21 protein-coding genes and 1 tRNA gene are annotated in these 25,060 nt (G+C 60.2%); 12 read left to right on the forward strand and 10 right to left on the reverse strand.

The window, feature by feature from the left end; translation table 11 throughout:
- Positions 1–13: 13 nt before the first annotated feature.
- From ASC61_RS01945 to ASC61_RS01975, 7 genes are all read right to left on the reverse strand, one after another.
- Entirely contained in the window at positions 14–1,492 is a 1,479-nt protein-coding gene (locus ASC61_RS01945; protein WP_056208571.1) for a DUF5677 domain-containing protein, read from the reverse strand.
- Positions 1,493–1,596: 104 nt separating this feature from the next.
- On the reverse strand, positions 1,597–3,051 hold the full coding sequence (locus tag ASC61_RS01950) for a hypothetical protein (RefSeq protein WP_056208582.1): 1,455 nt from the start codon (positions 3,049–3,051) through the stop codon (positions 1,597–1,599).
- 2 nt (positions 3,052–3,053) lie between these two features.
- Positions 3,054–3,770: a M48 family metallopeptidase gene (locus ASC61_RS01955; RefSeq protein WP_235503453.1), complete on the reverse strand. Its 717-nt coding sequence runs from the start codon at positions 3,768–3,770 to the stop codon at positions 3,054–3,056.
- Positions 3,771–3,777: 7 nt separating this feature from the next.
- On the reverse strand, positions 3,778–6,864 hold the full coding sequence (locus tag ASC61_RS01960) for a type I restriction endonuclease subunit R (RefSeq protein WP_056208588.1): 3,087 nt from the start codon (positions 6,862–6,864) through the stop codon (positions 3,778–3,780).
- Positions 6,861–7,592: a TIGR02391 family protein gene (locus ASC61_RS01965; RefSeq protein WP_056208592.1), complete on the reverse strand. Its 732-nt coding sequence runs from the start codon at positions 7,590–7,592 to the stop codon at positions 6,861–6,863. The genes ASC61_RS01960 and ASC61_RS01965 overlap by 4 nt, the downstream gene beginning before the upstream one ends.
- The gene (locus tag ASC61_RS01970) at positions 7,589–8,854 is read right to left on the reverse strand and encodes a restriction endonuclease subunit S (protein ID WP_082530396.1); all 1,266 of its coding nucleotides are present in this window, start codon (positions 8,852–8,854) and stop codon (positions 7,589–7,591) included. The genes ASC61_RS01965 and ASC61_RS01970 overlap by 4 nt, the downstream gene beginning before the upstream one ends.
- On the reverse strand, positions 8,851–11,286 hold the full coding sequence (locus ASC61_RS01975) for a type I restriction-modification system subunit M (protein WP_082530397.1): 2,436 nt from the start codon (positions 11,284–11,286) through the stop codon (positions 8,851–8,853). Before ASC61_RS01975 ends, ASC61_RS01970 begins: the two co-directional genes overlap by 4 nt.
- 338 nt (positions 11,287–11,624) lie before the next feature.
- Here ASC61_RS01975 and ASC61_RS01980 point away from each other — a divergent pair, with 338 nt between their 5' ends.
- A complete protein-coding gene (locus ASC61_RS01980; protein ID WP_056208594.1) occupies positions 11,625–12,050 on the forward strand; it encodes a hypothetical protein in 426 nt (141 codons plus the stop codon).
- 98 nt (positions 12,051–12,148) lie between these two features.
- On the opposite strand, the gene ASC61_RS19560 is transcribed toward ASC61_RS01980, so the two are convergent.
- Positions 12,149–12,958, reverse strand: a complete 810-nt coding sequence (locus ASC61_RS19560; protein ID WP_157439343.1) for a hypothetical protein — start codon at positions 12,956–12,958, stop codon at positions 12,149–12,151.
- Positions 12,959–13,244: 286 nt separating this feature from the next.
- On the opposite strand from ASC61_RS19560, the gene ASC61_RS01990 reads away from it, so the two are divergent.
- From ASC61_RS01990 to ASC61_RS20440, 11 genes are all read left to right on the forward strand, one after another.
- Positions 13,245–13,505: a hypothetical protein gene (locus ASC61_RS01990; protein WP_056208601.1), complete on the forward strand. Its 261-nt coding sequence runs from the start codon at positions 13,245–13,247 to the stop codon at positions 13,503–13,505.
- Positions 13,502–13,765, forward strand: a complete 264-nt coding sequence (locus ASC61_RS01995; RefSeq protein WP_056208602.1) for a hypothetical protein — start codon at positions 13,502–13,504, stop codon at positions 13,763–13,765. The genes ASC61_RS01990 and ASC61_RS01995 overlap by 4 nt, the downstream gene beginning before the upstream one ends.
- Positions 13,762–13,965, forward strand: coding sequence for a hypothetical protein (locus tag ASC61_RS02000; RefSeq protein ID WP_056208605.1), 204 nt, complete (start codon positions 13,762–13,764; stop codon positions 13,963–13,965). Before ASC61_RS01995 ends, ASC61_RS02000 begins: the two co-directional genes overlap by 4 nt.
- A gap of 339 nt (positions 13,966–14,304) precedes the next feature.
- Positions 14,305–14,484 (forward strand): hypothetical protein, encoded by a 180-nt coding sequence (locus ASC61_RS19565; RefSeq protein ID WP_157439344.1) that lies wholly within the window; start codon positions 14,305–14,307, stop codon positions 14,482–14,484.
- The gene (locus tag ASC61_RS19570) at positions 14,481–16,586 is read left to right on the forward strand and encodes a type IV secretory system conjugative DNA transfer family protein (protein ID WP_157439345.1); all 2,106 of its coding nucleotides are present in this window, start codon (positions 14,481–14,483) and stop codon (positions 16,584–16,586) included. Before ASC61_RS19565 ends, ASC61_RS19570 begins: the two co-directional genes overlap by 4 nt.
- A complete protein-coding gene (locus ASC61_RS02010) occupies positions 16,583–17,533 on the forward strand; it encodes a replication-relaxation family protein (protein WP_082530398.1) in 951 nt (316 codons plus the stop codon). The genes ASC61_RS19570 and ASC61_RS02010 overlap by 4 nt, the downstream gene beginning before the upstream one ends.
- Positions 17,530–18,525 carry a DNA-methyltransferase gene (locus ASC61_RS02015; protein WP_056208613.1) on the forward strand — a complete coding sequence of 332 codons (996 nt, stop codon included), beginning with the start codon at positions 17,530–17,532 and terminating at the stop codon, positions 18,523–18,525. The genes ASC61_RS02010 and ASC61_RS02015 overlap by 4 nt, the downstream gene beginning before the upstream one ends.
- A gap of 134 nt (positions 18,526–18,659) precedes the next feature.
- Entirely contained in the window at positions 18,660–18,926 is a 267-nt protein-coding gene (locus ASC61_RS02020; protein ID WP_056215180.1) for a ribbon-helix-helix protein, CopG family, read from the forward strand.
- A gap of 186 nt (positions 18,927–19,112) precedes the next feature.
- Complete coding sequence (locus tag ASC61_RS19245; protein ID WP_082530399.1) at positions 19,113–19,499, forward strand: helix-turn-helix domain-containing protein; 387 nt, start codon at positions 19,113–19,115, stop codon at positions 19,497–19,499.
- Between the two features lie 39 nt (positions 19,500–19,538).
- On the forward strand, positions 19,539–20,186 hold the full coding sequence (locus ASC61_RS19250) for an ImmA/IrrE family metallo-endopeptidase (protein ID WP_082530400.1): 648 nt from the start codon (positions 19,539–19,541) through the stop codon (positions 20,184–20,186).
- Between the two features lie 35 nt (positions 20,187–20,221).
- On the forward strand, positions 20,222–22,027 hold the full coding sequence (locus ASC61_RS20440) for a recombinase family protein (protein ID WP_442854216.1): 1,806 nt from the start codon (positions 20,222–20,224) through the stop codon (positions 22,025–22,027).
- Here ASC61_RS20440 and ASC61_RS02040 read toward each other — a convergent pair.
- Both ASC61_RS02040 and ASC61_RS02045 read right to left on the reverse strand, forming a co-directional pair.
- A tRNA-Met gene (locus ASC61_RS02040) sits at positions 21,984–22,060 on the reverse strand. The genes ASC61_RS20440 and ASC61_RS02040 overlap by 44 nt on opposite strands.
- Before the next feature lie 57 nt (positions 22,061–22,117).
- Entirely contained in the window at positions 22,118–25,033 is a 2,916-nt protein-coding gene (locus ASC61_RS02045; protein ID WP_056208625.1) for a UPF0182 family membrane protein, read from the reverse strand.
- Positions 25,034–25,060: the final 27 nt, after the last annotated feature.

Here is a 25,060-nt window from a genome sequence, read left to right on the forward strand (position 1 = left end):
TGGGTCGGGGGGACTAGGGACGCACGTCAATGCCCTCTTCGTAGTCATCGACAAGCGACTCGAGCATGTCGAGCGCCATTTCCACTACAGCTGGGCCGAGCCTCATCATGGGATCGTCGTTGACCTTTCGGTGCCACCGATGCAGTGGATTCCTGCATTGAGTGAGAACGTACTGGTCAATTGCGGTCCACTCCCCATGGACGTTTGCACTGGCGGGAGCGAACACCAATCGGTACTCGTTCAGCAGCCCCACTTGATCGGCCATTCGTCGTGTGTCGACACCGGCGAAGTTTCCTTCGATGCTGATGTCCTGAAACTCTTCCAGCAGGTCGTTGTTGACCAGTGCATCTAAATACTCGATTTGGCCATCGAGTTCTTGAGGCGGATCGTCCATGCCATCTCGGTACTCTTCGAGGTGGAGTTTGAGCAGCTTTAGCCTGCCCCTGCCGTAGTCCTTAAAGCGACCGAACAGTTCAGCATCGTCCTTGAGGATCAACCACTTCACCACAATGCGAGACTCCAGAAGCCCGCGCAGCGTGGATGAACCGTGCTCCATCGTCCACAGCCCAGGAAACTGGACCATGATGCCGAGCGCTCGAACCTGGCGGTAGACAAGGCCCGTCAGAACTTCGTGTCGATCGGGAATGTAGAGATCAGGATCCGAGGTGTTCGCCTTCGCGACGAATCTCTCTGTCAGATCGTCGAGACGCTGCTGCCATATGTCGCGGGCGGATTTGATCTGCGACGAGTGTTCGGTGGTTGCATCTCCGTCGGTCGTATCCTCGATGGGCTCAGCTTCACACTCGTAGAGCTTCCAGTTCTGACGCCAGAATGACTTGGCCCAAAGCAAGCCGGGCGCCTCCGCCTCACCGGGTTCGCTTGAGAGGTTCAGCATGGTCATGGCCGAGGCTCGGATACTCGGTTCAATCCTCTGCCGCTCCTCTTCGGTGATCCCATCTGGGTACCTCGGAAGGATGTCACCCCATTCAGCACCGATGCTTGGAGGGAGCATCAATTTGTCTGCTTGGAGATATGCCCTCAGAATCATCGCCTTGGCCTTGGTCGCCGTGGAGGTTTGCCCATGACGGCTGGACTCGATCACGCTCCGCAGGAATACCTCAGGCACGTCGGCGCTGACGACCCGAGCGTTGCCAGACCAGCCGTCAAGAATCCACTGGCCGGGCACTTCCTCATATTTCTGAAGGCCTCGAACTAGCTCCCAGGGAAATGCCCGCTCGTAAAGGCCATCCGCCTTCAGCGCTGCGATGACGTCCGTTCGGACATGGTCGGGGACTAGATCGAAAGAGCTCAATTGCCCTGTCAGTACAGAGAGGTCTTCTGGCGCACTCTCGGACTCGTCGAGGATCTCGGTAATGCGGTCAAGGACCTCGCTGGCAGTGAACATCCCTGGCTTGTCGCCGTACTTCGTGATCAGTGAACAAATCCAGAGCATGTCGGGAAATGTGTCTCTTAGCCAGGGCACCAACTGCATATTCGGCAGTGTCCGCATCGGTGGCTTGAGGACCTTCCCGGTTCTTTGATGGTCCTTGAGCCGGCTGTTTCTCCTTTTTTGCTTTGCCCGTTTCTGACTCATCATCAAGCCTTCGACGCCGAAGGCTTGTTGTCATTGCGGGCATCGATCACAACGATGGCAGGATTGTCAGTCAATTTCAGTTCCTTCAGCACTCGCTGGACCTTGGCTTCATCCGACTTCGTGTAGCAGATGATGACCTTGAGCGACTGACTCGTCTTGTTCGCCTTTTCGTAGATCTCGACCTGCTTCTCGAGATTTCGCTTGAGAGCCGAATTGCTTGCGAGCTTGAATTCGATGAGCGACTTGTCGCCGGCACCGAAACTCACTTTGAAGTCGACGGGGCCTCGGCCATTGTTCGGTTCTCGGTTGACATCGAAGTCGGTGCTGCACCACATGACACCGAAGAAAAGTTGGACCTCGTCCTCACGCGAGAACGGCTTGCCGTTGCGATTGATCAGCTTGTAGCCGTCTTGATTCTCGACGTAATCCTTGAACAGGCCGACTCGAGCCCTCGCCTCATCGAGGCTTGACCACGGCTTCTCATAGAAGTCGGACTTGGCTTCGAGGTCGGCTACTACCCGCTTCAGCTGTTCAACTAGAACGGCGCGGGTATCTTCAACCTTCTCGGCACTGACCGCGACAGCGCTCTCCCCCGAGTCTTCCTTCTCCTTGATGTAGTAATCAATCAAGTCGGGAAACGCCATGATCGTCCTTCGGGCGGCCTCCGCTCGTTCCTTCGCGGTCGGTTTCTTGCCAAGTTGCTTCCTGAAGTAGTTGTCGATCTGTGCGCGCAGCTCACCGTCGGGGATTGCTTCCGGAAGTTTCTCGAATCCCTTGATCATGTCCGAGTGGCTGATCCAGGTGTCATCTCTAGTCAGGATGTCCGCTGGCGTCAGAATCAGGAAGTCGTCGTTGAGCTTCGGTAGCAGGTACTTGCGGGTTTCCCATGTCTCAGTGTCGTAGTTGAACCGTGCCCGAGTGACAGCAAAAGTCTCCGTCTGATCCTCTGACAAGCGGGTTCGCGCGAACTCTTGGGTGTACTCCAGAAGGAACTCTTTGATGAGGTTCGTAGTGAAATCGCTGATGTTATCTCGGCCGACGCCCGGCTTTATAAGCGCGAGCTTCTCCAAGTGGCTGCTCGACGTGATGCTCTCAGATCCGAAGTTGCCCAACACGTGGCCGAGGGAGTCGTGTAGCGACTTGGCGAACACCGGGCCTAGCCCACTTCCGCCATTGCCTAGCAACGTGAAGCCGAACCAGTTCTGTTTCACCTCCTTAAAACGGTAGAGGCTGTTGATCAGATTGGGATCGAGTTGGATGTCAGCCTTGCTACGCAGAAATTTGAGGTATCGAAGAATCTCGGCGTGTAGTTCCTGGTACTCCGGCTTCTCGCTATTGAAGAGGAGGAACGGGTCCACGAACAGCGGGAGGTCGGAGACGATGCTCAGGTCGAACGCGCCGTACTCCTCCAAAACCTCCTCGGACACCCCGAAATGCTGGGAGAAGTACAGATCCACAACTACTCCCCCGCCCCATCCGTCCAGAACTCGTGGGCCAGCGGCGCACCGTTAAGTTGATCTCGCCGACTCCGCCAGTTCGGCAGATACCCATCCATCAACTTGGTGAAGCGCTCCCCGTGATTGCGCTCCAGGTGGTGTGTCATCTCGTGGACGACGATGTACTCCAAGGATTCGGGGTGCTTTTTCGCCAGCTCAGCGTTGAACCAGATGTGCCCGGTTTCGCGGTTGCACGAACCCCACTTGGTCTTCATGCGACGAATACTCCACCGGGGCACCGACACATCGAGGATGGGTTCCCACTTGGCGATGAGATCAGGAATGACCTGACGGAGCTGGCTGCGATACCAGTGGTCCAGCAGTTCGCGACGGCGCTCAGGCGACACGCCCTCGGGCGCATATAGAAGTAGCTTGTCGCCGTCAACCTCAAGATGGGCGCGGCCTGGTCGTTCGATGACCTTGAGACGAAGACGATTACCCCATACGTAGTGGGATTCCCCCGTGATCATTTCTCGCTCGGACTGACGTTCAGCCGCTTGCATTTGGGCCCGTTGGCGTTTGATCCAAGGCAATCGCTGAATCACAGCGAGACGCACGTTGTCGTCGTCGAGCTGCGTCGGTGCAGCGACACGCACTCGACCCATGGGCGGGTAGACACCGATGTGCAGGTTCTTGATGTCTTTGTAGATGACGTCGATGTCGATGCCACGGATCGTCATGTAGGCACTAGCGGTACTCATGGCGCGCCTTCACGAGTTCAAACAGATCATCGAGCCGGTCGAAGTCATCCGGCAATGTCGATTTGATGGCGTTCTTGACCTTGCGCTCCTTGATCCGGTTCCCGATCCACGAGTCCGGCTTCGTGTGGCGAACGATGGTGTCGACTTCAATAGCGAAGCCATCGTCGGGATGGAAGAAGTCAATGAGGGCCTTCTTCGCACCGTTGTCAGCCCACTCGGGGTATTGGGTGTCGGACTCCTTGGCACCAAGCTTGCGAGCGGCCTCGATCAGTTGCGCGAGGTATGCCTTGTAGTCGAGAGAACCCTTGCGACGCTGCTCGATTAGCGCGTCGAGGAGTTCCGACATCTTGTCGTAGTACTTGGGATTCATCGCACGTTCGTCGATGATCACCTTGCGCATGTTGTTGGTGATCGTCTCGGCGACGGCCTCCGGGTCCTTCTTGATTCCCTCCGGGAGCTTGTCGATCGCCCCGACGCCCATCTGAACGATGAGTTGAATTAGTCCCGTGTCTTCGAAGTCCGACAGCGTCTCCGAAGCGCCTGCCTGGATGTAGGTGTCTAGGAGGAACCGCATCCCAGCCTCGTACTGCTTGAAGTCAACATCCTCGCCAGCACCGAGTTTCACTTCGTCACGAACTGCGACGTAGTGAGCGATCTCCTTCTTGATCGCTGCGGCTTCTGCGTCGGTATATCCGGCGGCGGCCATCTCGTTGGCCAAGTTCGCGAAGGAGCGAGTGACTCCCGAGACGGCCTTGTAGAGCTCCACCCGCTTGGGCTCGTTCGCCTTCAATTGCTCAGCATTGCCCTGTTCCTTAGCGCAGAAGTACTGCTGGTACTGAAGTGTGTTCTTAGGCGGCTCGACAGGCTCACAGATGGCGCGGATGTTCTCCAGCGCATCCTCTAGATCTTCTTGGGCCTTGTCGATTCGGTTAGAGAGAAGACCTTCGATGTCATCCTTCTCGTAGCCGTCGAGAGCGCCGCCGGTGTAGTCGCCGATGGCAACCTCGAGCGAGTTGAAGAGGTCCTGGTAGTCGACGATGTAGCCGTAGTCTTTGTCGTCACCATCAAGGCGGTTGACCCGGCAAATGGCCTGAAACAGTCCGTGATCGCGCATCTTCTTATCGATGTAAAGGTACGTCGCCGAAGGTGCGTCGAAGCCAGTCAGGAGCTTGTCGACGACGATTAGGAGCCGCATCTGTCCAGGGTTCTTGATGAACTGCTCTTTCACCTCCTTTTCGAACTGCTCAACCTTGGTCATCGCGGAGTCTTCGGACTCTCGGAAGTGGTCGGCCAACATCTTTCGGTAGATGTCGTACTGGCGAATCTTCTCGGTCTTTCCTTCGCCGGAGTCTTCCTTGGAGATGTCGCCGGCTTGCGGTTCGTAGCTGGTGACGATGGCGCACTTGCCTTTGAACCCGGCGTTGACGAACAGTTCGTAGAACTTGCATGCCTGATAAATGCTGGCGCCAACGAGCATGGCGTTGCCACGCCCATCCATGAGTCGGGGCTTGATCTCCATGTCGAGCAGGATGTCGTTGACGATCTGCTTTGCTCTCGGCTCAGAGCTAACGACCTTTTGCATCGTGCCCCAGCGCTTCTTCAGCTCGGCCTTCGATAGATCGGTCATGCCCTTGGTCTTGACGTCGAACCACTTGTCGACCTGCTCCGGCGATGACAGATTCTGGTCGATGTTGCGTGCCTCGTAACGTAAGTCGAGCACGACACCATCGGAAACGGCTTCATCGAACTTGTAGGTGTGGATGAACGAGCCGAATGTCTCGATGCTGGTGGTCTTGTCGGCCTTGAGCAGAGGCGTACCGGTGAAGCCGATGAACATGGCTCCAGGAAGGAGCTGCTTCATGGCTGTGTGCATCTTGCCGGACTGCGTGCGGTGCGCCTCGTCGACGAACACGAACAGGTTCCCCTTGGCTGCAAAGTCCTTGGGAATTTTGGCGTTGAGATCTTTGATGAAGTCACTGCCGCCCGCGTCCCTCGACGCATCGTCGTCGACGCCGCGGAACTTGTGAACCAAGGACCCAATGAGCCATTCCTGGCTCTTGTTCAGAGTGTCGAGCAGATCCGAGCCACTGCTGGTGCGGTAAATCTGTTCGTTGACGCCGTTGAAGACTTTCTCGATTTGCTCGTCGAGGTCGGTTCGGTCGGTAATCAGCAGGACCCTCGCATCGTCCTGATGCTCCCGAATCCATTTCGCCAGCCACACCATCGTCAGCGACTTACCCGACCCCTGGGTGTGCCAGATGATGCCGCCCTCACGCTTGGCGATTCGCGCCTGCGCGGCCTTCACACCAAAGAACTGGTTGTGCCGGGCCGTCTTCTTGACACCCGAGTCGAAGACCATAAAGTCGTGAATGATTTCGAGCAGCCGGTCCTTTGAGCACATCTGGCTCAGGCCTCGGTCGAGTGGGTCCTCGATCTCTGACGGCTCGCGCCATTCAAGCCAATACTTCTCGGGGGTGTCGATCACGCCGTAGCGCAAGCCCTCGACATCGTTGCCAGCCATTACCAGTTGAACGGTGGTGAAGAACGGGCGGATGAACTCAGTTTTCTGATTGCCGATCGTCTGCCGAATACCCTCGCTCGCCGCCACCATGGATCGCTTGAGTTCAAGCGTGACAAGGGCAATGCCGTTTACGTACAGGACGATGTCAGGACGCTTGGTGTGATGTCCAAGAACCGTGACCTCTTCGACGATGACGAAGTGATTGGCGTCAGCGTTCGTCCAATCGATGAGCCAAACGGTCTCGGTGTGCTCACCCACTCCGGGCTTCACCTTCACGCCATATCTGAGCATGTCGTAGACGGCACGGTTGGCCGCGTAGAGGTCATGTCCGCCGCCAAGCGCAGCAGCTTTCGCGACCTGATCGCTCGCCTTGTTGATCAGGTTGTCGTCGTAGCCGCGCGCCTTCAGGTTCTGGGCGAGCAGGTCGACTTCGATGTTCGAGTTCCCGGCACGCGTCTCCCAGTTGCCCTGGTAGTCGTACCCGAGGGCATCCTTGAACAACTTGACCACACGGTCCTGAGCCTTGCGCTCGATCTGCCCAACATCGCTCATGAGATTGCCTCCACGACTGAGCCATCGACCCAACGTGCGAGCACGCTCAGCGCGGCCAGATACTCCAAAGCTTCCTGCTCCGAGAGTTCCTGGTCAGCCTCGTGGCTGAGGGGGTTTCGGATGCCTGCAAAGACACCCTCGGCAAATGTCATCGCTCCACGTTGCACCGACTTGTAAGTATCGCTGGAGTCCACTGCCATCCGGCGCAAGCGGGGCTTCCCTGCCGCAGGAGCGTCGAGGCTGAACGCCTGCTTGAAGAGATCGGTCTCGCTCACGTCCCGCCGACTGACCTTGTTCTGCGTTTCGGCGTTCAGCTTCTTGATTGCCCCCTCGACGGCTTCCCGATAGTGACCGGATTGCCAAAGGGACTTCGCGCCACTCCAGATCCAGTTGTGAAGTTCGGTAGCTGAGAGTTCCGGCGCGTTCTCGCCCAGGTTCTCCTTGACCTCTGTCTCGCGAATAAGTTCCTCGCGTGCCCGGATGGCAGCTTCGCGGTGACGGGTCCATCTGTTGTTCTTCGAGTTCGTGATATCCGTGCGCCATTTGGGAATCACTCGATCGAAGATCTTCTCGACCAGCTGTGCCTGCTTAGTGACGTCTGCGTCCGATGCTGCGGTGTAGTTGGTCGCCGTGATCACGACCGCGCCACCATGCGATCCGCTTCCGTTGCGCATGACGGTCTGCTGGATGAACTTGTCCAGCTCCGCGATGGCCCACTCGGTGTTCATGACGCCACCTCGACAGGGAGCCGGGTACGGCCGGTGAGAAGCTGCTGCATCATGCCGGTCTTGATCGAGCGTGTCTTGGTGAGACGGACTCGAAGCACTTCAATCTCGCTCTCCGCGTTGCGAAGCGCTTCGGCGATCGCCCTTTGCTCCGCAACGCTTGCAAGTGGCAACGTCACGCTAGAGATGTTCGACCGCGTGGTTGCGAGCACCTTGGTCCCCGCCGCGAGCCGAAGCAGCTGGTCACGGAAGGCCGGGATGAACTGCAAATAGGCTTTGAACCCATCCGCAAGGACCGTCTTATCGAAACGGGCCGCGATCGTGTGAAGACCAGGCACCGCACCTTCCGGTGGGACGGCGGTGATCTCCACCGACTTTCCCACACCGTCGGGATCTTCCGACGCGTCTGCGAACACCAGGTCGCCTGTCCGAAGCCGCCCTGCGCGTCCGGTCAAGTTGGCCGCCACGCGAGGCATGGGTTCATGAGCGGCATCGAGCGACACGGCGACGCGTGTGTGGATGTCGCCGTAGTGCAGGTATCGAAGCGGCGATGTCGTGTCGAGTTGAGCCCGGGACAGTGCAACTGTCTTCACGTATGTGACGTGATCTCCCAGGCGGACGTCCGTCCACGGCTCGGTGAAGCCGGGGAGGCGGGTCTCACCAGTGAGTAGTGTCTGCATCATGCCTTGCTTGATGGCGACCTTCTTCCCGATAAGGCGTACCAGGCTCGCAATCAGGCTGTCGACGTCAGCCAGTGCGGCCGCAATCCGCTTCTGCTCGGGCACTGGTGGGACGACGGTCGAAAGCGAAGAGACGGTGGTGAGGTTCATGCCGGCCTTCGCCCCGGTGTCGGTCGAGCCTACGAAGCGCCTCTGCGGTTCCCAACTCGAGAGGTAGTACGCAACAAAGCGACTGTCGGCGAGTTTCGGGTCAAGGCGCACTCGTGCAATGTGCTGGTTGATATACGCAGGTGACGGCACGCTTTCATCGACGTAACCGATGATGCCGATATCAGCCGTAATCGAGACGAGGAGGTCACCCGGCGCGAGTCGGGTTCGAGCCGCCTCCGCGTTCAGGGGGTCGATGCGAACGAATCGCGGGCTCGTTAGGTCGATGTGGATGTTGCTGCGATCGAGGTTGGTGATGCGGACGAACAAGCTCCCGTGATCCGAGTAGTACGAAGCCCATCCGCGCGATCCACTGGTAACCCTGCCGCCGAGTTCGGCCAGAGTCTTGATCGGCCACGGGGCCGCGAGACTCGTCATGGCTGCACTCCCATCGCCGCCAGATGGCCTGCGACCTTTGTATCAAGCACATGAAGTTCGGTATCAAGCTCTCCAACTGTCTCGTTGTAGCGGTCGCCAAGCAGTTGGATGCGAGCAACGAGCGCGAGCGTAAGAGCCTCAACCTCACCGGCAACACGACCGACGACTGTGGCCCGCCACTTATCGTCGATTACAAGGCTCTTCACATCGGCCTCGGTCAGATCCCCGTACTTTTCAAGTGTCGCGAGGTCCAAGGCGGCCTGAGCCGCTCTGACAAACTTGTTGGCGGTAGCCTCGGCGTCGTAGAGCCTGACGACTTGAAGTAGTGCGTTGATCTCTTCCTGGTCCGATCCATCCCGCTTCGCGACCCGCAGTCGCGCCGTGGCGAGTGCCCTAGTGATCTTGTCGTCATCCATGGCCTCGGCAAGAAGGCCGTCCTCGACGGCGTGCTCATCGACGTACTCCTCTACGGCGCGGGAGGCATCCTCTGCTGTCGAGACGAGCTCATCTAGCCTGGCTTGCTCCTCGGCGAAGTAGCGCTTAACAATCAGAGTCGGCGGAATGAGGTCCATCTTGTACTTTGTGCCTCCACGGCCTGATCCGATGACCAGGTCAGGCGCCTCTGCGAGCTTCCGATCCTTATCTTCGATGGTCAGTCGAGGCACAGCAGCATCTAGCCAGCCGTCATTCATGACGAGGAATACATCGTCGTGCATGGTGTCGTGCCAGTAATCCATGAGCTGCTCGTACACGTCGTACTCGTCGAGAACGGGCACCTGCGCGAAACGTGCGAGCAGATCGTCGCTGATCGTGGCAACAAGATCGTTCGGGCGAGTGTCCGCGTCGATCGTCGCGAGCAGGTCTCGGTGGGCTGTGCACCAGTCGCTGGTCAATGCGCGCGCCTCGTCGGCGAACTTCTGGAACTCGATCGAGTCGATGATGGCTTGCTGGACTTCACTCACGTCGATAGTGAGGTCGCTGTAGCCGGGGCGATTCGGCTTGAAGATCTGCCCACGCAGGCTTGGAAAGGCATCCCAGTAGTCGCTGAGCGCATCGAGGTCGCTGTTCGGCGTGCCGCCGTGAAGGTGAGCTTGAAGGTCCTGGATGTCCTCAGGCTCGGACGAGTCGACGTAGCGGGCGATATTCAGGTTGTGGTCATTCTTCGGGTCCGCGATCTCGCTCATCGGCACCATGCGCGAGTAGCGGGGTATCTCGATCTGCTTGTTGAACGTGTCGACGATCTTGTGGATGTCTTGGCTGCGGAGGCGGTTCTTATTGCCGTCCTTTAGAAAGCCCCTCGAAGCATCAATCATGAAGACACCAGTCCGGGCGACCGCGTTCTCCTTATCGAGAATGACAACGCATGCCGGGATGCCGGTGCCATAGAACAGGTTGGCGGGCAGGCCAATGACCCCCTTGATGAAGCCTTGCTTAAGAAGGCGGGTGCGGATCATGCCTTCGGCATTGCCCCGAAATAGGACGCCGAGCGGGAGGATGATCGCCGCCTTGCCGGTGCTCTTTAGCGACTTGAGCGCGTGCAGCAGGAATGCGTAGTCGCCGTTCTTCTCCGGTGGGCGGCCGTATTCGAAGCGGTCGTAGTCGTTCTCAAGGCCGTTGGCCCAGGACTTTGTAGAGAACGGCGGGTTCATGACGACGTAGTCGAACGTCTTGAGGAGCGCGCCAGCCGTGAACTGTGGGCTGGTGATCGTATCGCCCTTCTCGATCTCCGCGATCTCGTTGCCGTGCAAGATCATGTTCATCTTTGACAGTGCCCAGGTGGCGTTGTCTTTCTCCTGGCCATAGATCGTCATGCCGCGCGGAGCCTCGTTGGCCGCCTTCAGTAGCAGCGAACCCGAGCCACAGGCTGGGTCGTAGACGGTCTGGTCCTGCCGGGTTGATCCGTTAATGCCTACGACCTTCGCGAGGATCCGCGAGACCTCGGCTGGTGTGTAGAACTGTCCTTTACTTTTGCCTGACTCCGTTGCGAAGTGGCGCATCAAGTATTCGTAGGCATCGCCAAGTAGGTCGTCACCCTCGGCCCGAGAACCACGGAAATCAAGATCGTTGAAAATCGTGACGAGCTTTGAGAGGCGGTCCTGCATCTCCTTGCCCTTGCCGAGCTTCTCCTCATCGTTGAAGTCAGCCAGGTCAATCACGTTGCGCAGGTTGTTGGCTTCGGCGAGCTTGGCGATGATCTTGTTGAGTCGGTCACCGATCTCTTTGTCGCCCTTGGCGGCGAGCATGTCGTCGAAAGACCCGCCTGTTGGCACTTCGATGAGGCTGTTGATGTCGGCCTTCGCCTTGTCGGAGACATACTTAACGAAGAGCAGCGTCAGGATGTAGTCCTTGTATTGGCTAGCGTCCATTCCGCCGCGCAACTCATCGCAGGATTTCCACAGGGACGCGTACAGATCCGACTTCTTCAGAGCCATCGGAGGTCGATTCTGTTGTTGCTGTTCTGCCATATACTTAGGGCCAATTTTACCACGGATTGCAGTCCTTTTCGGCGATGTCGCTAGTCGTCTCGACGTCGATCGTGCGCGCAGGTCGTACCCGCCCCCGACGGTGCCTCATCCTCTCATTGTCTTGCCCTGCCATGGGCCGTTTGCCCTCGCCGCTCCAGATACACATCGCGCAACAACTAGTTGACACTTCAACTATATTGTGAGATAATCATTTCAGTTCCTATCTGAGGGATGCAACGCCCTGCCCGAGTCCAACGACTCTGTCAGCGCGTTTCACCCCTCACTCAAGATAGGAAGGCACCAACATGGACGAGCGCTCAGCGCCACAAGGGTCGAAGCTCGACGAGCACATGATCGCGCTCGGGTTCGATCCGGAACGCGACCGCTTCGAATACATCGGAGCATTCACGCTGCCACAGGCGTGGCGCAGCCTGAGTGAGACGCGTCGAAGCGTCTCAGTCGCTCTCGTGATTCGAAACAGGTTCGATGAGGAGGGCGACCCGATCATCTCTGTTGTCCTGGACAAGGCTCAGGCGCTTCACAAGTACCTGGACGTCGAGTTCAATCATGCTGAACAGAAGAACTTCGAAGTACCCGATTGGTACTTCGAAGGCTGGGTCCTTGCCCCGCGCGCGGCCCGCGACCAGCGGGTTCGCATCCACGTGAGCACCTTGTACGAAGAGTTCAATGAGGACGACATGTTCACCTGGCAGCTCTTCGATGCCGAGTAAGCACAGCCCGCACCAGAAGTAGAGCCCAGCTCCTTCCGGTGACGGGCTCTATTTCGTTCATAACCCGACATACTCGACTGCAGCCAATTTGACGTCTGTTACTCGTCCACTGGCCTAAAGACGACGAACGAGATCTGCGACTGACCGATCGAGTTGCTCGCCACGTAGTACGCATGAGATCTGAAATCGCTGACAAAGCGGTGTGCCATCCGTATCGACACCGGAACCGTGAATTGAATCTTGAGCACCGGCGCCTCGATGTTCCGAGCATCCTCGGGTGGCATGGGGATCCCCATCAGCTCGAGCCCGTATTCGTGCTCGGTCACACCCGACTCGCGATCGACCCTGACGATGTGATCGGACTGATCGATGTAGTCGACGTCGTTCACTTTGATGATCGGCTTGTCGAAGTCTCTGTTAGCCAATGGAACCTCAGCGATAAACGTCATCGCGAGGCCCTGCTCCTTGGTCGGATAACGAAGGAATGTCGTCTGCCTGGCGACTGGTCGGCCAGCGCCCGTGGAGTACAGGAGTTCGGCAGCAATTTCCTCCCACCCTCCCTTATCTGCCCAATCGCGGACAGTACGCTCCGCCGCGTGCATGAGTACCCCGGTGGACTTCAATCGGGCCTCGCACGAAACTTCTTCGATCAACAATGACCAGGCACCTGCTTGCTGACCTCGAGACGAGCTGACGGCTGCTCTTTGCAGCTCGCCTCGGAGTGTTTCGTAGGCGCGCTGAACGTCGCCGCGACCGAGCATTTCAGCAAGAATCGGCTGCTTACTCATCTTCGCTGGCGACAAGACTCCCTTCGTGCCGCGCAGCTTTTTGAGTGCTGCTGCCAGTTGCCTGATGTCACTATCGCCGCTCACTTTCTTAGGCTGCCATGCAACTTCCTCTCCTTTCACGACATCGCGTCGCGTTCCTACATTCGATTCATGATCTCGCCACAACGACGAGAGACATCAGATGGAAGGAATCAGCTCATGAACGAACTCGAGGGCTCCGCTCCCGACTCGATCGCGTACGTCGAGGTCGACACACCTTGGTTCAGCCGTGAGTGGCTTCTCGACCATCCTGATTTCCCGCTGAGCCCGAACGCCTAGGTCCGGCTCAACTCACCCGCTACAAGACCACAACCGGAGGAAGATCATGAACGAACTTCAACGCTGGGCGGCAGGAACGTCCAGCATTGTGCCGAGTAAGGATGAGCGGCAGCACAACCGCGCCGTCGCCAACCTCGTGCGAGAGACCAAGTTCGCCGGCCTCAAGGTAGACGCTGAAGCGGCACTCACCGGCCGCATCATGGAGCGGGCGGTCGACATCGACCAGTACCGCAAGAGCCTGGCCGGGAACGACGAGACGCTGAACATGGTACTGACCCGCATCGAGCTCGGCTTCGTCGAGAAGGCCCAGCGGGTGCAGAAGAACTTCGGCTCGGAGTTCCCGCTGTGACCGGCCTGATCCTCGCGCTCGTTGCTGGCAGCATCCTGGGCCAGGCGGTTACGGCCATCCTGCGCAGATTCCGTCGGGACAAGCTGGTAGCGGTCGTCAACGATCTGTTGGACGAGGATCGCGACCACATCGCGATCAACTTCGCGGCGCACCTCGATCACATGCGCTCGCAGGTCAGCAGTTTCGCTGACGAGCTGGCTGGTGATGACGTCTTGCTCCGCGAGCGGCTGCGCATGTTCGAGGGCGGCGATCGTTCATGACCGCGCTCTTCATTGTGTTGTTCTCGGCCGTTCTGGTCTTGGCCATCGCCGGATGCCTTGCCGCCGAGAGTGAGCAGCGGGGGAAGAATCTGCACTCTCGTCAGCAGAACGCTGCGCAGGCGATCGACGACGAGTATCGGCAGGCGAAGCGCTCCATGAACGACGCGGCGGATCAGTCGTGGCGAAACATCATCGAGTGATCATGTCCGATTCCAGCCGTGGCGTAGGCGAGCGCATCGTGAACTTCTGCATCGGTGCGCTCGTCTGCGCCATCTGCCTCACACTCGCTTCCAACCTCATCAAATCGCTCTGGCCGTGGCTCCTCATCCTGAGTATTGGAGCTGTCACAGTTGCTGTCTATCGATGGCGAATTCGGCGCTGGTAGTCCAGATGATTCGGCCTTCCGCTCCCTGCTGTACTTTTCACAATCTCCATTGACCGTTGCATGAATGCAGCGCATAGTCGTAGCAGACCGTTGCACAAATGCAACATGCGTCGCCAACACCAATTCACCCACTTCGAAAGGAGGTCTATTTCCTATGCCCAAAAACAAGTCACCCCGTCGAGGACGCGAGCGCCGACTGCGCATTCGCTCAGAGCTGCGCTCCCGACCCGACCTCCAGAAGATCGCGCTCACCGTCCAGGCACTCGCCGTCGCTCAAGCCGAAAAGGAAGCACAGGCACAAGCGGAAGCCGCCGAGAAGGAAGGTCAGTCATGAGTGCGTCAACTCCCTTCATCTGGACACGTCTTCTCATACCGTCACCAATTTCGATCGATGCAGCTCGTGCGGCACTGGCAGCACTCGCCGGTCTCAGCGGCCAGCCGCGACTGGTACTCGAAGCAACTGGTCGAGACAAGGTCGTCTCGTGGAAGCTCGGTGCCCAGGTCAGCGATACGCCTCGGGTGTTGCGAGCCTTGTCGTCGCAACTGCCCGACCTGCGTCACGAGCGCATGCCCTTCACGCTCGACGGCCTCCGCGTCGATACCGCCGCCAGGCTACGCGTTCGCGGCGACCGCGACGAACCGCTCAATCACGACGCGATCGAGGCGACGACGCGCGGGGTGCTCGGCGTCCTCGCTAGCACCCGCAAGGCCGAGTTGGTGTTCATGCAACTCATCCTCGGCCCTCGTCATCGCCCGTCGCGTCCGCTGCCCTCAACCCGCAAAGCCACGACTAAGCATCAGGAGCATGGCTTCGCCTGTGAGGTGCGCATCGGCGCATCGACCTCCGATCCGGCTCGCTCTCGAAGCCTGATCGAGGGCGTCGTCGGAGCACTGCGACAGCTCGAAGCACCGAGCCTCCGTCTGCAGGTCAGTCGCGCGTCCATTCATGGATTCTCTGAAGCGCGCAGCCCGCTCATGTGGTCAAACCGACTCAGCCTGAGCGACCTCGTCGCGCTGACCGGCTGGCCGGTTGCAGCGAAGACTGCGGACCAACTGCCCGGAGTTCCATCCCCTCACCCACGTCTGCTCTCACCCAGCAAACAGGTCGCGACGAGCGGCCGGATCATCGGGTTCACCCCAACCTCGCCACGTCGACCAATTGCGATCTCAGTGAACGCCTCCCTCGCGCATTTTCGAGCCCTGGGGCCGACAGGCTCAGGAAAATCTACGCTCGCAATAGGGCTTGCGCTTCAGGACATCGCCGCCAATCGCAGCACCGTGGTGATCGATCCGAAGGGTGACGCAATCGACGCCATCCTGGCGCGCGTCGACAATGCCAGCCTCGATCGGATCGTTGTCATCGACGCCCGTGATCAGATGCCGGTCGGACTCAACCCGCTCGCCAACCCGCACGATCCCGACCTCACTGCCGATGCTCTGCTGGCGATGTTCCGCTCGCTCTACGGCGACAACTGGCTCCCTCGTACCCATGAGCTTCTCCAGGCTTGCCTCATCGCCCTCGCGCGTCGCGGCGACGCCTCGATCGCCATGTTGCCGCTGATGCTTACGAACAACGGTTTCCGGCGTTCAATCGTCGGGCGGGTCAGTAAGGATGATCCGATCGGACTCGGCGCGTACTGGTCGTTCTTCAACGCCATCTCAGAAGCCGAGAGACAACAGACCATCACGCCGCTTCTCCGGCGACTTCGTCCCATCCTGATGCGACCAAGCATCCGTGGCATCTTCGGTCAGCGCCGTCCCAAGTTCGACATCGCCGATGTCTTCACCAAGCGCCGCGTGCTCCTCGTCAATCTCGCCAAAAGTTCGGTAGGGCCAGACGCAGCAGCTCTTCTGGGATCAATCGTCAATTCTGAGTTGTGGACGGCCGCCCAGAGTCGGAGCGAGCAGTCCGAAACCTCCCGCCATCCCGTCATGGTGCACATCGACGAAGTGCAGGATTACCTGCGTCTGCCAGGCGATCTTGGCGACGCTCTGGCCACTGCTCGAGGGAGGGGCATCGGCTACTCGCTCTACCATCAGCATCTCGACCAACTACCGTCTGCGCTGCATCACGCCATCATGGCGAACGCTCGATCACAGGCATTCTTTGCGCTGCCGCACGGTGATGCGCGCCAGATCGCCGCCACCACACGAGGTCAGCTGGTCGCCGAAGACTTCGAATCACTGCCGGCCTTCTCGGCCTACGCCAACATCCTGCACGGCAACCAGCACCCCGGCTGGGTCAGCGTTCGCACCGAGCCTCTGCCGCCTCCCGTCCGCGATCCAGAGTCAGTCCGGGCTCGATCTCGTGCCACCTACGGCCAGTCCCTCGACGACATCGAAGCCGACCTGCTCAACCTGATCGAACCGCCGACGTCCAGCAATGAATCGTTCGGTCGCAGCCGTCGTCGTCCGTCAGATGGAGAGCTGTCATGACGAACTACACACCAGGAACAGGCCTTCCGTTCGCCCTTCCGCTCGGCTCCGACGCTGACCCGGTATCCGCGCAGGTCGGACGCGAATTCCGAGGCCTTAACGGGCCGAATACTCCGGCGACTTCGTCCCCGGAGATGACTCCAAGCAGACGCCGCCGTCGTGTCGATGCCGACGTCTTGGCACGTATCGCCGACGCCATGCCGGAGCGTGATTGGGACGTGCTGCGCCGCATCTCTGAGCACCGCTACTTGACCACGCACCAAGTCCAAGCCTTCGTCTTCACCACCCACAGCAGTGCCGAGTCAGCTGCCCGAACAGCGCGGCACGTGCTTCAGCGATTGGAGCGCAATGCCCTCATACGGATGGTGACCCGGCGCATCGGCGGGGCTCGTTCAGGCAGTGCGGCACGCGTCTGGCAATTGGCTCCCGCCGGTGCCCGCTTGCTTCGTGATGACGGCGCAGCCCAGCGCACCCACGAACCGTCACTTCGCTTCCTCGCCCACTGCCTGGCCGTGGCGGACGTCCACCTCGGCGCGCTGGCACTCAGCGACCTCGACCAGGTTCAACAGGTTCGCGTGCAGACCGAGCCGGACTGTTGGCGACGCTACGTCGGCATCGGCGGCGAACCCAGATGGCTCCAACCAGATCTCGCAGCCGTGGTCGATCTGACTGACTTTTCCGACCGCTGGTTCATAGAGGTGGACTTGGGCAGCGAGTCCATCCCAACTTTGCTAAAAAAGGCAGGCCAGTACGAGGCTTATCGAGCCAGTGGAATTGAGCAGCAAGAGCACGGCGCATTCCCGCTAGTGCTCTGGATGTTCAGCCGACCAGACCGAGCCGACAAACTGCGCGCCGCCATTCTGCGCTCACCCCGCCTGACGCCGGAGCTGTACCGCTACGCCACAGCAGACACGTTCTTCGCCGCCATGAAGGAGCCGCTCTCATGAGTGCCTCCACCATTCCTCGCAACCAGATCCTTACCGGCGATGCACTCGACCGATTGCGCTCCCTGCCAGACAAATCGATCGACAGTGTGGTGACCAGCCCGCCGTACTTCCGACTTCGCAATTACGGCGTCAGCGGTCAGCTCGGCCTTGAGCCGCACATCACCGATTGGGTGGGCGAACTGCGCACGGTTATGAAAGAGATCGCCCGTGTCCTCGTACCAACTGGCAGTGTTTGGCTGAATCTCGGCGACAGCTTCAGCACTCGCGTCAAAGAGGGTGCCCCACGCAAGAGCCTCTTGTTCGGCCCCGAACGTCTGGCGCTGGCACTCATCGATGACGGCTGGACGATCCGCAACAAGATCGTCTGGGCGAAGACCACCAACGTGCCGTCGAGCGTTACCGATCGATTCAGCACCCACTACGAAGTCGTCTACCTGTTAACCCGATCAGTCAGGTACTACTTTGACCTCGACAGCCTGCGCCTTCCTCACACCAGCCGTCCGCCCAAGCCCCGCGACGTCGCCGCCACGAGATCGCGCCCCGCATGGCTCGGCCCCAACAGCGATGGTGACAGCGGTCTGGCGGCGCTGCACGCCCGAGGTATTCAAGGCCACCCCCTCGGCAAGAACCCTGGCGACGTCTGGCGATTGGGCGTCAGTCAGTTCCGAGGCGCGCACTTCGCCACGTTCCCCGAGACGCTAGCCAAACGAATGGTCGAAGCCGGAACACCACGCATGCGTTGCAGTCAGTGCCGCGCCCCGTGGACACGTCGACTCATTCGCGAAGGGGACACCGCTCGTCGCACTCCCCCGCGTCCAACCTGTACGTGCGACGCGAAAGCTGAGCCGGGTCTCGTTCTCGATCCCTTCATTGGATCAGGGACGACGGCCATCACCGCCGCCAGGCTTGGCCGCGACTGGCTCGGCGTCGAGCTCAACCCGGAGTTCGTCGACCTTGCGACCACCCGCATCCACGACGCACTACACCGCTGATGCAGATCAGCAGGCCTTGTCGGGGGCCTGCGACCGTCACCGTGAAGGCATCCAGCTTTCGCCGGTCGCACCACCCCGAGAAGGTGTCCGAGCATCCATTGCTCGGGCCAAACCTCAGGAAGGAGGACAGGCACATGAAAACCCTCGCTATCCGACTCGAGGACGAGCAGCACGCTCGTATCTCGATTCTGGCCAAGCTCGCCAACGTGTCGGTCACGGACGCCATCCGCGACGCCATCAACACGCACATCGAGAAGCTGGCCGCGGATCCCGAAGTCTCTGCCAAGGCGGAATCGCTGACCGCAGAGATCGAACGGGACGCCGCCGAACAGCGCAGCGCCATCGCTGCATTGTTTGGAGGCGACAAGCCGGCCTCCCGGGCCAGGCAGCAGAAGGGCTGACGTACGCACGTCGCCTGCTCCTCGTGGGGAGCCAGATCGAGCCACATGGTGACTCTCTGGCTCCCCACACGAACCTCTAAATAAGGCTGCCCTTCCAGACAATTTCACAACAATTTGGGTGATGCATTCATGCAACAAAGGGCGTAAAATAGGGATAGGAAAACGAACCAAATACTGGAGAACAAAATGGACAAGAAGCAAGCTCAGGCACTCGGGAAACTATTACGGCTATCGAGAGAGAAGGCCGGACTATCAGGCCGAGAACTCGCCGATCGGAGTGGCATGGCTGCCTCAAACGTCCTTCGCCTTGAACAAGGAACGATCGCCAACCCGCGACCTGAAACCTTGAAGTCCTTGGCCGACGTTCTCGACCTCGACTTGTCGGACCTCTACGCAGCAGCGGGTTACATCCAGCCAGAGGGCCTGCCGAGTTTCGCCCCCTATCTGCGGAGTAAGTACAGCGGTCTTCCCGCCAGCGCCCAGCGCGAACTCGAAACCAGCTTCGCCAAGATCGCCGCCAAACACGGATACGACCCGAATGGACCTCAGCCCGGCGAGGACGAAACCGAGTAATGACAACCAACTAATCAGCCACTGCGAAAGGAGGCTCCCATGACAACAACCACATCATCACCACTTACGAGCCTCCGAGCCTTAGTGCCGCACCGCATCGTCGAATTCGGCGAAGCGCTTCAAATCGCTGAACAACAGGCCCGACGACTCATCGACCTAATCGCAGACGTTGACGGCGTCAACGAACTGCACATCGCTCGCATGCCACGCATCAAGATCGTTCGCGAGGACTTGCCCGTCTCCGGCATGAGCTACTGGAACGGACAGCAGTGGGTCATCGCGCTCTCTCGAAACGAGAGTCAGACGCGGCAACGATTCACGCTCCTGCACGAGTTCAAACACATCGTCGATCACGGCTCAACAGCGCGCCTTTATCCAGGCAACAAACGCCAGTCCGGTGAACAACAGGCTGAAGCTGCCGCCGACTACTTCGCAGGCTGCGCGCTCGTTGGCAAACGTGAACTCAAATCCGCATGGGGCAATCGCATCCAGCGGGTTGAAGACCTAGCCCACCACTTCAATGTCAGTTTCGAAGCCATCCGCGTTCGCCTGGCTCAAACAGGCCTCGACGTCGTCGCAGACAAACTCCCAACACCACGATGTGCCCGACCAGTTTCGACCCCTCGCTATCAGGTGCAGCGCTTCCGCACTGCCCGCCCGCGCTACGCACAAAGGAGATACGCATGAACCTCGCCGTCTCGGCAGCCCCGGGCATCAAGCCCATGGCAGTGATCTACCTGCGCGTCAGTACGAAAGACCAAGCAGGGCGCGGCGGCGAGGCTGAGGGATTCTCGATTCCTGCCCAGCGCGAAGCCTGCCTCCGAAAAGCCGAGAGCATGGGCGCAGTTGTCGTCGCCGAATTCGTCGACGCTGGAGCAAGTGCCCGTTCCGCAAATCGTCCCGAACTCCAGAACATGCTGGGCTTCGTTGCCGAGCACAAGGTCGCTCACGTCATCGTGCACAAGGTCGACCGTTTGGCACGCAATCGCGCCGACGATGTGGACATCAACCTCCAGCTCACCGCCGCTGGCGCACAGCTGGTCTCTTGCACAGAGAACATCGACGAGACCCCTAGCGGATTGTTGCTTCACGGCATCATGAGCTCGATCGCTGAGTTCTACTCTCGCAATCTTGCGGCGGAATCGAAGAAGGGCATGCGCCAGAAGGCGAAGGGTGGCGGCACTACGGGCATGGCTCCGTTCGGATACATCAACTCACGTGAACGGATGGCGGATGGTCGAGAGATCAAGACCGTTGCGCTCGATCCAGAGCGCGCTTCCTGGGTGACCTGGCTGTATGAGAAATACGCCACTGGTGAGTGGACATCTGCGATGTTGCGCGACGAACTGAACAAGCAAGGCGTCATGACGCTTCAGCGCCCTAATCGTCCCAGCCGGCCGATCGCCGTGTCCCACGTCGATAGCATCCTCCGCAATCGGTACTACCTCGGACTCGTGAAGTTCGAGGGTGTCGAGTATCCGGGTCAGCACCCCGCACTCGTCTCCGAGAAGTTGTTCCAAGAAGTACAGCGAGTGCGCGCTGCGCGTCATCAGAGTGGTGAAAAGCCGCGCATGCGCAGCCACTACCTCAAGGGGTCGGTGTACTGCGGGCAGTGCGGCGAACCGCTGACTTTCGCGCAGTCACGGAACCGCACCGGAACGACATACGACTACTTTGTCTGCCTCGGACGGAACAGCCTCAAGAACGGTTGCACCTTCCGTGCCGTGCAAGCCCATCAGCTTGAGGAACTCGTCGCTGAGCACTGGGCAACCATCTCGCTTCGACCCGGACAGATCGCCAAGATTCGCGGGCTGGTTCTCGAACACTTGGGCATCGTTATGCCGTCGACTACGGCAGTGCGCGAAGCCCGCAAGAGCGAACTCGACAGTCTCGACCGCGACAGCCAGAAGGTGCTCGACGCGTTCTATGCCGACGCCATCGAGACTCACGAACTCAAGAAGGAACAGGTACGAATCGCGGCGCGGCGCGCGGCTATCCAAACGGAAGTGGCCAAGTTCGATCTCGATGAAGGCCTGATCACCAGTGCACTAGAACGCTGCCTTGATCTTCTGACGAACGCTCAATCTCACTACAACCAAACAGACGACCTCGGCCGTCGAGATCTGAACCAAGCAACATTCAGCCGCATCTACGTGCACGACGACGAGATCGTCGCGAGCGACCTAGAGCCCGCGTTCCGTCGGCTCATGTCGGACAGTCTTGAATCGGATTTGGCGAGCGAACGGAAGACCACCCAAAAACGGCTGGTTAGAACTAATGACCTCTATGTCGTCCCAGAGGTGGGAGATTCTGTCCACAGAGGTCGCGACACGTCGACCGACGACCTGCCCGCGAAATCCCAGAGAACGGCACCACAGGACCGTTTCGGGGCATTCCTGAACGTAGAACGGCCCAGAGGTCACCTGTTATGGGAAAAGAAAGAACCACGGCCCTCAAAGGACCGTGGTTCTAACGAATTACTTTTGGTAGCGGGGACAGGATTTGAACCTGTGACCTCTGGGTTATGAGCCCAGCGAGCTACCGAGCTGCTCCACCCCGCGTCGCCTGCTCCACTTTACGGGTCAGGGACCCGCGGATCAAATCCGGGGTCCCCTCCTCTACTTCTTCTTGGCGCTCTCGTCCTTGACCGCCTGCTGGGCTTGCTCGATCTTGTTGCCCATCTGGTTGATCTTGGACTGGTACGTCGCGAGGTCGCCGGCCTTGAGGGCCTTCTGGGCGTCGTCGTAGAGCTTCGCCGCGTCGTCGAGCAGTGCCGCAGCCGTCGTCGATCCCGGCGTGTTGTCCTCAGGCGTCGGGGTCGTGCCCGGGTCGTCAGGCGTCGAGCCCTCCTCAAGACCCAGCGCGACGCGCAAGGCCTCGTCGAGCGTCTTGCCGAAGCCGACATCGGTGCCGAACGACGCGAGGACGTACTGGAGCACCGGATAGGTGCCCTCGGCAGCCTGGCGCTTGATGTAGACGGGCTGGACGTAGAGCAACCCTCCGCCGACCGGGACGGTCAACAGGTTGCCGTACTGGATGTCGGTGCCGGCCTGCTTGAACGGCAGGAGGGCCTGGGTCACCCCGTTGTCGGTCTGCAGCTTGTTGGCGATCTGGCTGGGGCCGTCGATCTGGCTGCCGCTCGACAGCTGCAGGATCTGCATCTTGCCGTAGTTCTCGGTGTCGGTCGCCTCGGAGTTCACCGACACGAACGACGCCAGGTTCTGCCGGCTGTTGGGCAGGTAGACGCTGGTCACCGAGAACTTCGGGGTGTCCTCGCCGGGCCGCGCGGTCGACAGGTAGTAGGGCGGCTGCAGGGCGCTCGACCCGGTCGGCGCAGTCGGGTCCTCGGGGACCTTCCAGCGCTGGTCGTCGTTGTAGAACGCCTGCGGATCGGTCACGTGGTAGCGCTGCAGCACGTCGCGCTGCACCTTGAACAGGTCGACCGGGTAGCGAAGGTGCTCCAGCAACCCGTTGCTGATCTTGCTCTTGGGCTCCACGACGTCGGGGAAGACCTTCATCCACGTCTTGAGGACGGGGTCCTTGGTGTCCCACTGGTAGAGCTTGACCGAGCCGTCGTACGCGTCGACAACCGCCTTGACCGAGTTGCGCATGTAGTTGACCTGGTCGGTCGGCAGCGCGGTCTGCGAGTTGCTGGTCGTCAACGTGTCGGCGGTGGCCTCGCGCAGCGAACGGTGCTCGGAGTAGGGGTAGGAGTTGCTGGTCGTGTAGCCGTCGACGATCCACACGACGCGACCGTTGACGACGGCCGGGTAGGAGTCGCCGTCGACCGTCAGCCACGGGGCGACCTTCTTGACCCGGTCACGCGGCTCACGGTCGTAGAGGATCTTGGACTCGGAATTGACCCGGTTGGACAAGAAGATGTTGGGCTCGGCGAACTTGAAGGCGTAGAGCAGCTTGTTGAACGTGTTGCCGATCGGCACACCGCCCTTGCCGTCGTACGTGTTCTGGGTCGCGTTGGCCTTGGTCGCCTTGTTGGTCGCGGTCCCGGCGCGCGGGGTGTCGACCTCGATCGGCGTGGCGCCCTTGGGCCGGCCGACGATCGAGTAGCTCGGGGACTGCTCGCCGAAGTAGATGCGCGGCGGGGTCGTGGTCTCGATCTCGCCGGTCTGCGGGATGTCCTTGGCGACGAACACGGGCTCGCCGTTGGGACCGCGCTGGTTGCCGCGGGCCGCGACGATGCCGTAGCCGTGCGTGTAGACCGTGTGGTCGTTGGCCCAGTTGCGCTGGCTCTGCTGCAGACCGGAGAGCTTGAGCTCGCGCGCGGCGATGATGACGTCCTGCGGCTGCTGGTCGGCCCCGATGCGATAGCGATCGACGTCGAGCGTGGTCGGCACGGCGTAGTAGCCGCGCACCTGCTGGAGCTGCTCGAACGCGTCCGAGATCAGGGTCGGGTCGAGGAGACGGGTGCTGACCCGCGACTCCGCCGATGCGGCGAGCTCGGCTGGGGTGAGCGTCGTCTTGGCGGCATAGGTCTCCACCTGGACGTCCGCCACGTCGTACGCCTCGCGGGTCGCGGCGATGTTTCGCGCGATGTAGGGCGCTTCCTTGTCGGGCTCCGACGGCTTGACCTGGAAGCCCTGCATGACGGCCGGCCAGATCGCGCCGATCAGGATCGACGTCAGCGCGAGCAGGCCCAGCCCGATCGCGGGGAGCGCCCACGAACGGATGAAGATCGCCGCGAAGAACAGCAGGGCGCAGACGATCGCCACGGCGATGAGGATGTTCTTGGCCGGGATGCGAGCGTGGTCGTCGGTGTAGGTGACGCCGTCGACGAGTCCGCCCGACGCGATCACCTGGCCGAAGCGGTCGAGGTAGTAGGACACCGCCCGGAGCAGCACGCCGAGGCCGACCAGGACCGAGAGGTGCACCTGCGCCGCACGGGTCAGCTTGGGACCGCGACCGGCGATGCGGATGCCGCCGTAGACGTAGTTGAGGAACAGCACCGCCAGGACCGTGATGACGATCAGCGCGAACGAGTACGACGTGAGGAAGCGCCACCACGGGTACTCGAAGACGTAGAAGCTGGCGTCCTTGTGGAACTGCGCGTCCTTGGAGCCGAACGACGTGCTGTTGCGCCACATCTTGTAGGTGTCCCAGTGCGCCGCGGCGACGGAGCCGGCGAAACCGGTGAGCACGAGGCCGAAGCCGATCGCCAGGGGACGCAGCAGCGGCGTCAGCGCCAGCCGATAGCGATAGGCCGGGTCGTCACGCCGCATCGGCGCGGCATCGGGCCGGGCGCGATAGGCGATGTAGAGGTTGGCGATGACGAACAGGCCGAAGATCAGGCCGAGGATGAGGAACAGCGAGACCCGGGTGAACAGCACGCTGCGGAACACGTCGCTGTAGCCGACCGACTTGAACCACAGGCGATCGGTCCACACGCTCGTGAAGATCGAGCCGAGGAACAGCAGCAACGCCAGGGTGATGAGCGTGGGAACCAGCACCCGCTGGCGACGGTCAGGTCCGCGCCGTGGCTCCCGGCGGGGGCGGGGGGTTCCGAAGATGTCGCTCACGTGGCTCCTGGTGACGGGGTGACAAGA

The sequence above is a fragment of the Aeromicrobium sp. Root344 genome, assembly GCF_001425755.1.
Taxonomy (GTDB): Bacteria; Actinomycetota; Actinomycetes; order Propionibacteriales; family Nocardioidaceae; genus Aeromicrobium.